We start from the raw sequence: 14,272 nt of genomic DNA on the forward strand, positions 1-14,272 counted from the left end.
GTTAATCCTTTGCCACTTGCTGAAAGTTAACGCCGCCATAGGGCAGAGGCTGTAGTCCGCTAACAGATTGATGAAAGGCTAAGTGACGCTGGCTGTGAATGAGCGGGATCAGCGCCACATCAAGCTCGGCTAAATACTGAGCAGCCTGATAATAAGCGTGGCGATACTCAGGCGTGGCTTGATTCATGCTCAAGTTCAGCTCAGCCTCAAAAGCAGGGTTGCACCAGCGACTGGCATTAGTGCCACTGCTAATTGCTGTACAGCTCAGTAAATTTCGCAATAAATTTGTGGGGCTAGGTAAGTCGGCAGACCAGCCGGTGAGCACGGCATCATGCTCGCCTTTAATTAAATATTGACGTAAAACTTGTTCATCTAAGGCACGTAATTTTAAGGTGATCCCCAGAGGAGCTAGTTGTTGTTGTAATAGTTGACCGGTTTTAATGCTATCAGGATTATAGGCTCGCGCACCTGAAGCGGTAAGCAGCGTTAGCGTAAAGCCCTCGCTTACACCGGCGTCAGCAAGGAGCGCACGCGCTTTAGTTAATGTCGGATTATTTTGTTTAGGCAGCATTGGTGTAAGGGGGGTAAGAGCGCGCAAAGAGGCGGAGGGGGTTAAAGGATCCCGCGCCCAGCTCGTAGGAGTTAATAAATGCTTGGCTATCTGTGCGTGACCAAAATAAACGGCTTGTAAGATATCCTCGCGATTAAGCATTAAGCTGATGGCTTTACGGACTCTAAGATCAGTAAGCGGTGGCTTTTGCGTATTGAGCGCTAATACGGCCACATTCATGCCCACCGGTTCGCTTAGGGCAAGGTCGGGGTGGTTGGCTATCACCTCGAGTTGGCTGGCTGCTGGGTTGGCCATGGCATCGCATTCACCTGAGAGTAATTTAGCGAGCCGTTTAGAAGACTTAGGTGTGATATCAAATACCAGTTGCTGAAAGCTCGGCTGAGCTTGCCAATAATTAGGGTGGCGCTGATAACGAATAAATTCATCGGGGCGATACAGCGCTAATAAAAAGGGGCCCGTGCCTACGGGCTGGCGATCTAATAATTGCGGCGTACCGAGGGCGAGTAAATGCGCGCCATATTGAGCAGATAAAATAACTGCATAATCACTGGCCAAATAAGATAAGAAGTCTGCATCGGGATAATTGAGCACAAATTCTACTTCATGCTCATTAACAGCATGCACATTATTGACTAATTTTTGCCAATGAATGGCATTAAAAAACGGATACTTACCGCCACTGACATTATGGTAAGCATGTTGCGTATCACTTAGGCGCGTGAAGCTAAAAACCACATCGTCGGCGTTGAAGGGGCGGCTGGGTACAAACCATGCCGTATGGTGAAACGCCACCTCTTTACGCAGCGTTAGCCGATAACGCAGGCCATCTTCACTGCGTTGCCAATTAACAGCAAGCCCTGGACTGACGTCTTGACCGTGTGACTCAAAGGTGAGTAATCGGTCGTATAATTGATGAGCCGTTGCATCTAAGGTTTCCGTAGTGATCACCAACTGAGGATTAAAACTCACGGGGCCGCTGGCGCTACAATATAAAAAACTGTTTTTAACCAGTTGTGGGTCTTTTTCCTTACAGCCTGCTACTAGCGATGCCATGAGTAAAGCCCAAAGCCATAAACGCATATTTAATCCTTATTTTATGGCGCCGAATTGGCAGGCAGATGGGCGGCGTGCTTGCGCAGTAACCCTCGTAGCTGATGATAACTTAACCCCAACAATTGGGCAGCTTGTCCTTGATGGTGCTGACTTTGTGTTAAGGCGGCCAAGAGTAACCTTAACTCTTGCTCAGCCAAATGGGTTTTTAGATCAAGCGGTAAGTCTAGTTCAGGCAGCGGTGAGCTAAGGCGCTGCGCGCTAGCCTCACTCTTAGGTTGAGTAATAGGGCGCCAAGGAGAGGCAAAGGGATCAATATAGAGCTTAGTGAGAGGTTGTTCAGCCTGATTATGGCGAAATAGACTGCGCTCAATGACATTTTTTAGCTCGCGCACATTACCCCGCCAAGGTAACTCGAGTAATTGCTGGCGTACCTGAGGGCTAAAGCCACAAAAGTAAGACCAGCCTAATTCCATACAAAAATTAATGGCGAAATGCTCTGCTAATTGAATTATATCTTGGCCACGGGCGCGTAATGGCGGCAAGGTAATCACATCAAACGCCAACCTATCCAATAAGTCGGCTCTAAATTTTCCTTCGCTCACTAACGCCGGTAAGTCTTGGTTGGTTGCGCATACCAAACGCACATTGACCGCTATCGTATGCGTGCCTCCTACTCGTTCAAACTCACCGTATTCTATTACTCGTAATAGCTTTTCCTGGACTCGCAAGCTGGTGTTGGCAAGTTCATCTAAGAAGAGGGTGCCTCCTTGAGCGCGTTCAAAACGACCTAAATGGCGCTTATTAGCGCCGGTAAAGGCGCCGATTTCATGGCCAAAGAGTTCACTCTCTAATAACGACTCGGCAAGCGTTGCACAATTAAGAGACAGCATGGGGTGCTGCCAGCGAGGGGACAAATAATGTAAGCGGTGAGCAATCAGCTCCTTGCCTGTGCCGCGCTCGCCGACCACTAATATCGGCTTAACCAGTTGCGCTAAGCGATAGGTGTGCTCTAACACTTCTAACAAGGCATTAGATTGACCGATTAATTCTTCTTGCATGGCGAAATAACTTGGTAAACTTTCACAAATAATAGTTAATTTGACTAACTTAGCAAATTTTACTTTTTGATTTTTTATAAAAACATTTAATAATCAAAGGATTATAAACAATAAAGAGTTGGCACAGTCCTTGTATTAAGCTAATGACCGCCGCTTACTTTAGCTGCTTGCGAGTATCTTGGGCTAGTTAGAGCGCCATTTTATAAAAGGATAAGCATAATGAGTATTTTTTCACGGTTAGCCGACATCGTTAACGCCAATCTTAATTCTATTTTGGATAAGGCTGAAGATCCCGCCAAAATGGTACGGTTAATTATTCAAGAAATGGAAGATGAATTAGTACGAGAGCGTTCTAATTTAGCGCGCTTTTTAGCTGAAAAAAAAGACATGCAACGCCATGCGCAACGCCATCAAACACGTATTGATGAGTGGCAAAGTAAAGCTGAGTTGGCTTTAAGCCGAGAGCGCGAAGACTTAGCACGCGCGGCCTTGTTGGAAAAAAATAAACAGCAAGACCTACTCAATGCCATGCAAAATGAGCAGCAGCTGGTAAATGAAAGTATCGATAAGCTCAGTCAAGCCATCAGTGCGCTAGAGGCTAAGCTTCTTGATGCGCGTGCCCGCCAACAAGCGATGCAGCTGCGAGAGCGCAGTGCGCAAAGTCGGATTAATGTGCAAGAAAGAGCAAGATACAGCACTACCAGTGCCTCGCTAGATAAGTTTGCACGATTTGAGCGGAAAATAGATGAACTAGAAGCGAAAGCAGACATTGATAGTCATAGCAAAGGGCTGGAGCAATCGTTTGCTGAATTAGCCGTTGATGATGAAATTGGCCAAGAACTAGAAAAGCTAAAAGCCAATATGAAGGCGCGTTCAACCGCTGATGTCACACCGCCTAAGGAGTAATAATGTCAGAGCTTGCTTGGGCCTTGGTGGGGCCGTTAAAAATATTTTTAATGCTAGTGGTGCCTATTTGGTTAGTGCTGCATTATCGCGCTAAACGCCACCTCGATAACACGCTCAGCGAACAGGCACGCCTAAGGCTAGAGCAGAGTTTAGCGCAGGCCGAGCAGCTCAGTGCGCGCCTGGATACACTGGAGCAATTATTAGATCAAGAGGTGCCCAAATGGCGTCAACCATAATTAATATGTATCGAGATAAGCGTCGTGGCAAGTTAGGCGGCGTGTGTGCAGGAATTGCCCATAAATTAGGCGTTGAGCCTTGGCTGGTGCGCATTATAGCGGTAACTTGCTTACTCTTTACCAGCTTTTTAACGCTTATTTTTTATATTGCCGCTTGGCTAATGCTCGATGATAAACCTTCATTATCTGAGGCCGCGTCAGATCATATAAAATCGACCAGTTGGGAAGCGGGACTTTCTAGCGATGAAGCACTAACGCGCCTAGATCAGCGGTTACAGGGTATTAATAGCAGGATTAGTACGCTTGAGCGTTTATTGACCTCAGAAGAGTTTAGATTGCGTCGTGAGTTTAACGATCTAAATAAATAGTTGAGGGCAGGGAGGAGATTAAAGAATTTGGGGTGACCGACGGGGCTCGAACCCGCGACAACCGGAATCACAATCCGGGACTCTACCAACTGAGCTACGATCACCATAAATGGCGCGCCCTGCAGGATTCGAACCTGCGACCACCCGCTTAGAAGGCGGGTGCTCTATCCAACTGAGCTAAGGGCGCAACTACGCTTAATATCATGCCACAGCCTTAACGTTTTGATATATAACGTCAAGGTGTAACGGGGCGGGATATTACCTATTTGCGCCAGCGAGGTCAACGGCTTTATGTGTTTAGCCCAAGAGTGCGCTTTTAATCACCAAATTGCAGACTTAACTTGCGTTAAATACGCCTTATTGAAGCTGCGCCTTGCTTACTATAGCGAATAAAAAATGCGACAATGGCGCAGGTTTATCAAGGTGAGAATCAACGCAGATGTCAGCTCAAATAATCGATGGAAAAGCGATAGCCCAGGCAGTACGAAATCAAGTAGCAGAACAAGTGATGGAACGCACTCGCAGCGGCAAGCGCGCCCCAGGTCTGGCAGTCATTTTGGTTGGCGCTAACCCAGCCTCTCAAGTGTATGTCGGGAGTAAACGCCGCGCCTGTGAAGAAGTGGGCTTTATTTCAAAATCTTATGACTTGCCAAAAGACACCACAGAGCAGGATCTATTAGCCTTAATTGATAAGCTAAATAGCGACGCTACGATAGATGGTATTTTAGTCCAGCTCCCGCTCCCCCATCATATTGATAGCACGCCGGTTATCGAGCGTATCCACCCTCATAAAGATGTAGATGGCTTTCATCCTTATAATATTGGTCGTTTAGCACAGCGCATCCCTGCACTGCGTCCTTGTACTCCTAAAGGCATTATGACGCTCATTGAGCGTAGCCACATTAAAACTCACGGTCTTAATGCGGTAGTGGTAGGTGCGTCCAATATTGTAGGGCGCCCCATGACCTTAGAGTTATTGCTAGCGGGTTGTACCACTACTACCTGTCATCGCTTTACTGAAGATTTACAAACTAAAGTGGGTGAGGCCGATTTATTAGTGGTAGCAGTAGGTAAGCCTGGATTTATTCCAGGCAGCTGGATTAAGCCGGGGGCTGTGGTTATTGATGTGGGGATTAATCGCCTAGAAGACGGTCGCTTAGTGGGGGATGTGGAATATGAGCCCGCTGCCGAGCGCGCCGCTTATATAACGCCCGTGCCCGGTGGGGTAGGTCCTATGACAGTGGCGTCATTAATGGAGAATACCTTAATTGCCTGTGAGCGCTATCACGACCAATAGGCTTAAATTAATGACGCTTTAGCTCTATCCTTTATAAATCATTATTTTATAAGGAATAGCGATGCGCTGGCTTAGCAAAGAACAGCTGTATACGGTTATCTTTGGTACTGAAACCCCTGCGGGCCGGCGCTTCGACTTACTGCTGATCGCGGCTATTTTATTATCAATACTGGTGTTGTTTCTCGACTCCATGAGCTCAGTACGTGCTCATATTGGTAATGTGCTCTACCTCATGGAATGGCTATTTACGCTGCTTTTCACCCTTGAATATGCTGTGCGTATTTATTGTGCACAAAATCGTTTTGCCTATATACGCAGCTTTTATGGCCTTATTGATTTACTGGCCATCGTTCCTACCTATTTAGCCATATTTATTCCCGGTGCTAGTTTTTTATTAATAGTGCGCTTATTACGGGTATTTCGGATCTTTCGTATCTTAAAACTGATGCGCTATGTCAATGAAGCCAATGTGTTATGGCGCTCGCTAAAGCAAAGTCGGCGCAAAATACTGGTTTTTTTTAGTAGCTTGTTCATTTTAGTGACGCTGTTTGGTTCATTATTATATGTAGTGGAAGGCCCAGAGCATGGTTTTACTAGTATTCCGGTCAGCATGTATTGGGCAGTGGTGACTATTACTACGGTAGGCTTTGGAGATATCACGCCTCATACCCCATTGGGTCAAGCGATTGCCTCTATTACTATGCTGATGGGCTACGCTATTATTGCGGTGCCTACCGGGATTATTACTGCTGAACTGGGTCAAGAAATGCGCCGTGAATACGATGACCGCCGGTGCCCGCAGTGTGAAAAAGGCGGCCATGACAGTGACGCGCTTTTTTGTAAGTTCTGTGGTGGGGAAATGGAAGAGCCTCAGTCAAAATAGCCGGGCGTTTTGCCATAAAAAAGGGAGCCTAAGCTCCCTTTTAAAATACAGCCAACAAAAGCGTGTATTAGTTATTATCTTCAGCTTTTAGCTCTTCTAATTTTCTGTCAGCGGCATCGGCTGCATCAGACATGGCATCGCGCGCTTTATCTGCCTGCTCAGCGGCACCGGCTTTAAGATCAGCCGCACTTTCTTTCAAATCTGCTGAGGTTTCATCCAGTTGCTCACCGGCTTTTTCCAAGGTGCCTTTTTCTTTTAGGCCCAACGTCTCTTTGCTTTTGTCTTGCAGCTGCTCAACAGAGTTGTCTAATTGTTCGCCGGCTTTTTCGGCGGGGCCTTGATTGTCACAGGCAGCTAAGCCAAAAGCGGTAACAGAAGTTAATAGCAAAATATTAAGTAAAGACTTTTTCATGTTGTGCTCCTAGCAAGGGTTAGTGTGACGTAAGTCACCTTATGTTGTTAACGCCTTATTAATAGCGTACTTATTAACAGAACAACAGCGTCTAAAAAAATAAATCACGGCGTTTTTAAAATAAAATGCATTAAAATCATATGCTTAATTTAAGTTGCGAGCTGAGTTGTCGCACCTAATAGGGTCATATTATGCTTAGATATGACAAATCTTGTCTAAGACGGGGCTAAATCGCTATCGTATTTAAGTCGTTATTTAAAAAATAAGACCGCCAAGGCAGTCTTATTAAACACTCACTCGCCATAACTTGCTTAGGGCTCGTCAATAGTCTCTTCTAATATTTCATTTAAGCGCTCTTCTGCTTCAACAGACGCCTCTTTGTTGGCTTGATCTATTTGCTCTTTTTGCTCAGTAATCACTTCAGGCTCAGGTGCATTTTTTTGCACCTCGTTATTAGTATCATTAACCGCAGCTGGCGCGCTCGGTTCGCTCGCGTTATTTTGCTGCGTGTCTGCCACTTGGTCTATATTGTCGCCAATATCTGCAGCAGGACCTGAAGGTTCACAAGCGGTCAGGCCCAGCAGGGCGCTTAACACTAAGCCAGTGGTGAGTAGGCGCATATCTAACTCCTTATGAGTGCGAGCCAGAAAAACTGGCAAACAAGGCAAATTAAAGACTCAAGGCGCCAATTATGGCGCCTTGAGTTATTTTTTCAATATCTTGGTTATTTACGACGCCAGCGTGTACCTTGGGCGCTGTCTTCAAGCTCTATTCCCATTTGCGTCAGTTTATCGCGCGCAGCATCGGCTGCAGCCCAGTCTTTATGGCTGCGGGCATCAAGGCGCGCTTGAATTAAGCGCTCTATCTCTGCTACATCATTTTGACTACCCGCAGCTCCTCGTAAAAAGGAGTCGGGATCTTGCTCTAATAAGCCTAAGATATTACCTAAGTGGCGTAACTGCGCGCCTAACTCAGCGGCCGCTGTTTTATCTGTGCTTTTTAAGCGATTAATTTCGCGAGCTAAGTCAAATAAAGCAGAATAGGCTTCGGGAGTATTAAAGTCATCGTTCATGGCATGAGTAAAGCGCGCCACATATTCCTCACCGCCTTTAGGCTCGGCATCAGGTAAATCCCGCAGTGCGGTATACAGACGCTCCAATGCACTGTGGGCTTTATTGAGATTATCGTCTGAATAATTGAGTTGGCTGCGATAGTGGCCAGAGAGCAAGAAGTAGCGCACGGTTTCACCATCGTAATGGGCGAGTACATCACGAATAGTAAAAAAATTACCTAGCGACTTAGACATCTTTTCTTGGTCAACCATCACCATGCCAGAGTGCATCCAGGTATTGACATAGGGCGTCTGATTAGCACAGCAGCTTTGAGCAATTTCATTTTCATGATGAGGAAATTGTAAGTCGGAGCCGCCGCCATGAATATCAAAATGCTTACCAAGATGTTTGCCATTCATGGCCGAGCATTCAATATGCCAGCCTGGACGTCCTAAGCCCCACGGCGAGGGCCAGCTTGGCTCATCTGGTTTAGATTGCTTCCACAGTACAAAATCCAGAGGATTGCGCTTGGTGTGCTCCACTTCTACCCGTGCGCCTGCTTGGAGCTGCTCAAGGTTTTGACCAGACAGCTTGCCATAGTCGGCAAAGCTATTAACGGCGAATAGCACATCCCCGTTCTCTGCCACATAGGCATGCTCATCGGCTAACAACTGCTCCACCATCTGAATGATGTCAGGAATATGCTCGGTGGCTTTAGGCTCTATATCGGGGCGGGCTAAATTTAGGGCCGCAAAGTCTTGATGCATCTCTTGGGTAAGACGCTCGGTTAGCACTTCACAACGTTCGCCATTTTCTAGCGCACGTTTAATAATTTTATCGTCAATATCGGTAATATTGCGCACATAGGTGAGGTCGTAACCTAAATAACGTAAATACCGAGTGACTACATCAAATGCCACGAAGGTACGGCCATGACCAATATGGCATAAGTCATAAATGGTGACACCACAGACATACATGCCGACCTTGCCAGGCACTAAAGGGGTAAATTCTTCTTTTTGTCGGGTCAGGGTATTGTAGATTTTCAGCATGATTCCACGTCTTGATGAGGGTATTAGGGAGTAAAGCGCCACTATTGAACCTTTAATGGCTAATAGGTGCAAGTCTTGCGCGTGCTTGGGGTTCGCTATCGGGCGAGTATGCGCTAAAATCGAGCGCTGAACCTCTTACCTCTAATATTGGAATTTGATTATGGTCACATTACATACTAACCATGGCGACATCACTTTAAATTTATTTGCCGATAAGGCGCCAGCCACAGTGGCTAACTTCTTACAATATTGCCGCGATGGCCATTATGACGGTGTCTTATTTCACCGAGTGATTGATGGCTTTATGATCCAAGGTGGCGGTTTTGACACTGATTTTAAAGAAAAAGCCACACGTGAGTCGATCAAAAACGAAGCGGATAATGGTTTATCTAATAAAATTGGCACTGTGGCTATGGCGCGTACGTCTGAGCCTCATTCGGCCTCGGCGCAGTTTTTTATTAACGTAGGCGACAATGACTTCTTAAACTTTAAATCTGCTACTACCCAAGGCTATGGCTACTGCGTATTTGGGGAAGTGGTTGAGGGAATGGACGTAGTTAATCGCATTAAAGACGTCGCTACTGGCAACCGTGGCTATGTGCACCAAGATGTGCCTGTAGAAGATGTGGTCATCAACAGTGTGACGGTTAGCGAGTAAGCTAGACTCGTCCCTGTAGTCTGGATATTTTACTGCTATTTAATGGCAGCGTTGGCTGCCATTGTTCATCATTCCCTTAGCCTCCTTAGCTTAGCTATTAATGCCGTGAAAAATAACTAAGTTAAGGGTGTTTGCTAATAATTAAAAAGAGCGAGCTGTGAATCACCGCACCCTGTTTATTGCCGACTTACATTTAAGTGCCGATCGCCCCGATATGACGGCGGCTTTTTTGCGCTTTATGCGTGAAGATGCCCTTAATGCCGATGCATTATATGTGTTGGGTGACTTATTTGAGTTTTCTATTGGCGATGATGAAGTCAGTGCGCTAAATGGTGAAGTAGCGGCGGCGTTTTTAGCTTGTAGTCAGCAAGGAACACCGGTCTATTTTATTCACGGTAATCGAGATTTCATGGTGGGGCGGCGCTTTGCTCGTGCCGCTGGCATGACTTTGTTGCCAGAGCACACTCTTATCGATCTCTATGGTGAACCCACGCTCATTATGCATGGCGATACCTTATGCATTGATGATGCGGGCTATCAGCGATATCGGCGAATTACCCGCTGGGGTTGGCTACAGTGGTTATTTATGCGTTTGCCTTTGAGCTTTCGCTTAAATATCGCCGATGGTATTCGTAGCAAAAGTGCTGCCGCTAAAGAGGGTAAAGTCATGCAGGTGATGGATGTTAACCAAGCAGAAGTAGAGCGCCAAATGCAGCGTTATAACGTTCGCACCTTGATCCACGGTCATACTCATAGGCCCAATATTCATCACTTACAGATTAATGAACAAGCGGCGCGGCGTATTGTTCTGGGCGATTGGTACAGCCAAGGCAGTGTATTAGTAGTGGACACTGGCGGCGTGGAACTACAAAACCGACCCTTAACTCTTGCTTAAGCCGCGCTAAGTAACAATAAAGCCAGTTATAACTGGCTTTATTTGCTTTGAACATTTAATTACTTATTAATGCTAGTGCTCATCAGTAGAAGGCGTGGGCTTTTTACGCTTTAAGGGCGCCATGCCATCATTGGAGCCTAAGCCTTGATTAGGCGCTAATCGATCGCTGCGATCTTTAAAGGCTTTTTCTGGTTTTTTCTTCTTCACTGGCTGGTAAGCGTTCGGCCCGCCTTTACCTTGATAACCCTTCCCTCTGGTTACTGCTTGCTTTTGCGCCTTGGGCGCTTTAGGACGAATACCTTTAAATTTACCTGCAAGCCCCTCAATCACCTCAAAGCTAATCTCTTGTTGTAAGAAGCGCTCTACGCGTTTAAAAGACTCCCAGTCATTGGGGCCGACTAAGGAGATGGCCAGCCCTTTAGCGCCTGCTCGGCCGGTGCGACCAATGCGGTGGACATATTCTTCAGCTTGTTTTGGCATATCAAAATTGATGACCAAAGACACCTGTAATAAGTCTAAACCGCGCGAAGCTACATCCGTAGTGATCAGTACTTTAAATTGCCCACGGCTAAAGCTGTCCATAATCCGATTACGCTCAGCTTGGCTCATGTCGCCACTGAGTGCTTCGGCACTTAAGCCTTGTGCTTTTAGCAAGTTTGCTAAGCGCTCAGTATCGGGGCGGGTAGCGGTAAAAATAATGGCTTGGTTATAATGTTGCTCGGTTAAAATATGCTGTAACAGCGCTTGCTTGTGATCTAGGTGATCACACAGATGAAAGCGCTTTTCTATATCCCCATGCTCAGCATTGGCTGCGCCCACCGCGATGCGCTTAGGAGCGCGTAATAGTTTATCTGCCATGTCGTTAACTTGGGCATGGTCGAGAGTGGCAGAGAACATCAGAGTTTGACGGCGGCGATGATCAGCGGCGTCATTGATTTGATTTAGCTCATTAACAAAACCTAAGTCTAACATGCGATCCGCTTCATCCATGATTAATAGCTCAAGGCCATTAAGCATAAGGGAGCGTTCTGATAAATGATTGGCTAAGCGCCCTGGGGTGGCCACAATAATATGCGGTTGCCTGCGTAATAACTTAATTTGATCGTTAAAGTTTTCACCGCCTAATAACAGCGCAATATTAAAAGATGTGCCGCTTGTCAGTGAGCGAAGCTGTTCATACACTTGTTTGGCAAGCTCGCGGGTAGGCGCTAAAATCAGCGCCCTAGGATCACGTTTACTTAACGCTTTGGTCTTCATTAACTTATGCAAAGAGGGCAATAAAAAGGCGAGTGTTTTACCAGAACCCGTTTTAGAAGAGGCAATCAGATCCTGACCATTAAGGATAACGGGAATGGCCTGATCTTGAATTTCTGTAGGCGTATGCAGCCCTTGGTGCTCTAAGGCACTTAAGAGTCGAGAGTCTAGGCCCAGATCTTTAAACGGTTCTATGGGGTTTGCCAACGTGATGCTCCTAACAACATAAAATAATAATGATCTGCATTCACCCGTGTGCTGAGAGAGGTAACTGGAAGGTGTCACTAGGGAGTAGTATTCACCAGTGTTGCAGAAAATTTCAGTATAGAAAATGGCGACTATTGTATAAGAATTTTAAATATAAGTATGCTTAGTAACAGAGCATCACCTAAAGATACAGTAGGGTGTAAAAGGGATGCTCTCAAGGGGTGTTAGCGCAGCTGACTATCTTTACTGGCGCGTCGATTAACGCCACCGCTGGCTGCTTGATGTTTTTCTTGCTTAGCCTGACAAGCAATACATAATTTGACGCCCGGCACCGCATGGCGGCGAGCCTCTGGAATAGGCGCATCACACTCTTCGCAGTGGTGTAAACTATCGCCCACTTTTAAATGGCTGCGTGCTTCATTAACCGCATCCGCCACACTTGCATCAATTTGTTCTTGTACGGCGCCATCTTTTGCCCAACCCACCGCCATATCCGCTCCTTATCCCACTCATTTATTAATTTAGTATAGCCATAGCATTATATTGCGAAAATAAAAGTTCATTTATCACTCTTCCTTCACACTTTAGTGTGATAGACAGCAGCAAATATTGGGTAAATTAGCTAATACTGGTTGAATGGTTTGCTTCATTTGAAGCGAATAGAAAAGGAATCGTGATGAAAATCAGTGCGCGTAACCAGCTCCCCGGTATTATTACTGAGATCACTGCAGGAGCAGTTAATAGCGAAGTAAGTTTGCGTCTTGCCAATGATCAAGTGCTGACCGCTATTATTACTGCTGCCAGTGTAGAAAAGTTGGACCTGCAAGTCGGTAAAGCCGCTTATGCCATTATTAAGGCCTCGAGCGTCATGTTAGTGACAGGAACGGCGGTAACCACTTCTGCACGTAATCAATTAGCTGGCGCCGTTAGTCAAGTAACACAGGGCGCGGTAAATAGTGAAGTGATACTCGATATGGGCGCTAATATAAGCATTGCTGCTATTATCACCAAAGATAGCTGTGAGCGGTTAGAGTTAGATAAAGGTCAATCTGCTCATGCGCTAATTAAAGCGTCTTGCATTATGCTAGCCGTAGACGCTTAGCTTCTAAAGAAATACCGCTCTTTCTTATTAATAAAGGGACTAAGCGCTATTAGGATAGGTCCCTTTACTTACCTAACAATTCCCCCAGTGGTCGCAGATTTTCTACATGATCACACAATGATTTAATCACCATCAAAATGGGTGTGGCGATCACTAAGCCGATTGGCCCCCAGATCCAGCCCCAAAATAGCAAGCCAACAAAAATAGCTACGGGATTTAAGCTAGATAAATGACTGGTAAGCCAAGGTGTTAATAAATTGCCTTGGATACTGGTCACCACCAGTGAGGCTCCCGCCACTAATAGTGCCATATCAAAGGTGCCAAATTGGACAAAGGCGGCAATGCCTGAGCCAATAAAAATGAGTACCGGCCCTACATAGGGAATACCACTGGCAATGCCTGCCATGAGTCCCCATAGACCTGGTTGCTCTACCTCTAATAACCAAAAGGTTAGCCAAGTAAACACACCTACAAAGACGGAGCTTAACAACATAACAAATAAGAAGCGCCGCACTTGATGGTGAAAATCATCCATGATGTGCGTAGCTTTGCGCATTCGTTCAAAAGAGGGGCCTGAAATACGGATCACTTTGCGTCGATATAATTTACCGACCGCTAATAAAAAATAAACCAATAACAATGATGAAAATACTTGGGACACCATCACTAAAGCTGCGGAAGCTCCGCCCATAATAAACGCTTGCACATTGAAGGGTTTCTCTACAATTCGTACCGGTGTAATGCCTGGCGTGCGCTTTTTTTTATCGCTGGTACTGTCTTCAATTTCTTTGGCGGCTTTTTGCGCCTTTTCTATAATACTGGCTTCTTTAGCAGGCGCTTGTGCGGAGGTTTGTTTAAATTTGCTAACGGCGATAGGTATTTTATCAAGCATGGCCACCGCTTCTCGCTGTAGCGGGATACTGGCGCTGAGCATCAGTGCAATTACTAGGCTGACAATAATGGCAGCACTAATAGGGCGAGGGACTTTAAATTTATCGAAGGGAAATAATAATGGGTCTAGCGCATAACTGAGAAAAACCGCCACAATTAAGGGCAATAAAATGGCTTGGGCCCAATCAATAAAAAAAACGCCGGCTAAAGTAGCCAAAATAATAAGCGAAGCATTACGGGCATTAAAGGCATCCAATAATGCCGGTCCCGAGGAAGAGGGCGATGTCTCAGGTGTATCATGAGAGTCTAACATTAGCGTATTCCTTAATAAGCGTCAGATGAGTGTAACCCCACTTATCAATTGATGCGCCTATATT

At 45.9% G+C, this 14,272-nt stretch carries 16 protein-coding genes and 2 tRNA genes; 8 read left to right on the forward strand and 10 right to left on the reverse strand.

Features of this window, described 5'->3' with window-relative positions; all coding sequences use genetic code 11:
* Position 1: 1 nt before the first annotated feature.
* Both CBP12_RS01430 and pspF read right to left on the reverse strand, forming a co-directional pair.
* Positions 2-1,651, reverse strand: a complete 1,650-nt coding sequence (locus CBP12_RS01430; protein WP_086962260.1) for an ABC transporter substrate-binding protein — start codon at positions 1,649-1,651, stop codon at positions 2-4.
* Positions 1,652-1,665: 14 nt separating this feature from the next.
* On the reverse strand, positions 1,666-2,682 hold the full coding sequence (gene pspF / locus CBP12_RS01435) for a phage shock protein operon transcriptional activator (RefSeq protein WP_086962262.1): 1,017 nt from the start codon (positions 2,680-2,682) through the stop codon (positions 1,666-1,668).
* A 219-nt stretch (positions 2,683-2,901) separates the two neighbouring features.
* Between pspF and pspA the strand changes: the two genes are divergently transcribed.
* From pspA to pspC, 3 genes are read left to right on the forward strand one after another with little or no spacing between them, the layout of a single operon-like run.
* Entirely contained in the window at positions 2,902-3,588 is a 687-nt protein-coding gene (pspA, locus tag CBP12_RS01440; protein ID WP_086962264.1) for a phage shock protein PspA, read from the forward strand.
* A 2-nt stretch (positions 3,589-3,590) separates the two neighbouring features.
* Complete coding sequence (gene pspB, locus CBP12_RS01445) at positions 3,591-3,824, forward strand: envelope stress response membrane protein PspB (protein WP_086962266.1); 234 nt, start codon at positions 3,591-3,593, stop codon at positions 3,822-3,824.
* Positions 3,809-4,192 (forward strand): envelope stress response membrane protein PspC, encoded by a 384-nt coding sequence (gene pspC / locus CBP12_RS01450; RefSeq protein WP_086962268.1) that lies wholly within the window; start codon positions 3,809-3,811, stop codon positions 4,190-4,192. The genes pspB and pspC overlap by 16 nt, the downstream gene beginning before the upstream one ends.
* A gap of 28 nt (positions 4,193-4,220) precedes the next feature.
* Here pspC and CBP12_RS01455 read toward each other — a convergent pair.
* A tRNA-His gene (locus CBP12_RS01455) sits at positions 4,221-4,296 on the reverse strand.
* A gap of 6 nt (positions 4,297-4,302) precedes the next feature.
* Positions 4,303-4,379: transfer RNA gene (locus CBP12_RS01460), tRNA-Arg, on the reverse strand.
* Positions 4,380-4,631: 252 nt separating this feature from the next.
* Between CBP12_RS01460 and folD the strand changes: the two genes are divergently transcribed.
* Positions 4,632-5,489 (forward strand): bifunctional methylenetetrahydrofolate dehydrogenase/methenyltetrahydrofolate cyclohydrolase FolD, encoded by an 858-nt coding sequence (gene folD, locus CBP12_RS01465; RefSeq protein WP_086962270.1) that lies wholly within the window; start codon positions 4,632-4,634, stop codon positions 5,487-5,489.
* Positions 5,490-5,550: 61 nt separating this feature from the next.
* Entirely contained in the window at positions 5,551-6,372 is an 822-nt protein-coding gene (locus tag CBP12_RS01470; protein WP_086962272.1) for an ion transporter, read from the forward strand.
* Between the two features lie 67 nt (positions 6,373-6,439).
* Here CBP12_RS01470 and CBP12_RS01475 read toward each other — a convergent pair whose 3' ends face one another.
* The 3 genes from CBP12_RS01475 to cysS all read right to left on the reverse strand — a co-directional run bounded on the left by CBP12_RS01475 (position 6,440) and on the right by cysS (position 8,888).
* Positions 6,440-6,784: a hypothetical protein gene (locus tag CBP12_RS01475; RefSeq protein ID WP_086962274.1), complete on the reverse strand. Its 345-nt coding sequence runs from the start codon at positions 6,782-6,784 to the stop codon at positions 6,440-6,442.
* A gap of 311 nt (positions 6,785-7,095) precedes the next feature.
* Positions 7,096-7,404: a hypothetical protein gene (locus CBP12_RS01480; RefSeq protein WP_086962276.1), complete on the reverse strand. Its 309-nt coding sequence runs from the start codon at positions 7,402-7,404 to the stop codon at positions 7,096-7,098.
* A gap of 104 nt (positions 7,405-7,508) precedes the next feature.
* Positions 7,509-8,888, reverse strand: a complete 1,380-nt coding sequence (cysS, locus tag CBP12_RS01485) for a cysteine--tRNA ligase (RefSeq protein ID WP_086962278.1) — start codon at positions 8,886-8,888, stop codon at positions 7,509-7,511.
* A gap of 160 nt (positions 8,889-9,048) precedes the next feature.
* On the opposite strand from cysS, the gene CBP12_RS01490 reads away from it, so the two are divergent.
* Positions 9,049-9,546, forward strand: coding sequence for a peptidylprolyl isomerase (locus CBP12_RS01490; protein ID WP_086962280.1), 498 nt, complete (start codon positions 9,049-9,051; stop codon positions 9,544-9,546).
* A gap of 214 nt (positions 9,547-9,760) precedes the next feature.
* A complete protein-coding gene (gene lpxH, locus CBP12_RS01495; RefSeq protein ID WP_232455177.1) occupies positions 9,761-10,441 on the forward strand; it encodes a UDP-2,3-diacylglucosamine diphosphatase in 681 nt (226 codons plus the stop codon).
* Between the two features lie 72 nt (positions 10,442-10,513).
* On the opposite strand, the gene CBP12_RS01500 is transcribed toward lpxH, so the two are convergent.
* Complete coding sequence (locus CBP12_RS01500; protein ID WP_086962284.1) at positions 10,514-11,902, reverse strand: DEAD/DEAH box helicase; 1,389 nt, start codon at positions 11,900-11,902, stop codon at positions 10,514-10,516.
* 224 nt (positions 11,903-12,126) lie between these two features.
* Positions 12,127-12,393, reverse strand: a complete 267-nt coding sequence (locus tag CBP12_RS01505) for a DksA/TraR family C4-type zinc finger protein (protein ID WP_086962286.1) — start codon at positions 12,391-12,393, stop codon at positions 12,127-12,129.
* 185 nt (positions 12,394-12,578) lie between these two features.
* Here CBP12_RS01505 and CBP12_RS01510 point away from each other — a divergent pair, with 185 nt between their 5' ends.
* Positions 12,579-13,004, forward strand: a complete 426-nt coding sequence (locus CBP12_RS01510) for a TOBE domain-containing protein (protein ID WP_086962288.1) — start codon at positions 12,579-12,581, stop codon at positions 13,002-13,004.
* Between the two features lie 64 nt (positions 13,005-13,068).
* Here the strand turns inward: CBP12_RS01510 and CBP12_RS01515 are convergent, their stop codons facing one another.
* Positions 13,069-14,208, reverse strand: a complete 1,140-nt coding sequence (locus CBP12_RS01515) for an AI-2E family transporter (RefSeq protein WP_086962290.1) — start codon at positions 14,206-14,208, stop codon at positions 13,069-13,071.
* Between the last annotated feature and the right edge of the window lie 64 nt (positions 14,209-14,272).

It is taken from the genome of Oceanisphaera avium (assembly GCF_002157875.1).
GTDB classification, from domain to species: domain Bacteria; phylum Pseudomonadota; class Gammaproteobacteria; order Enterobacterales; family Aeromonadaceae; genus Oceanimonas; species Oceanimonas avium.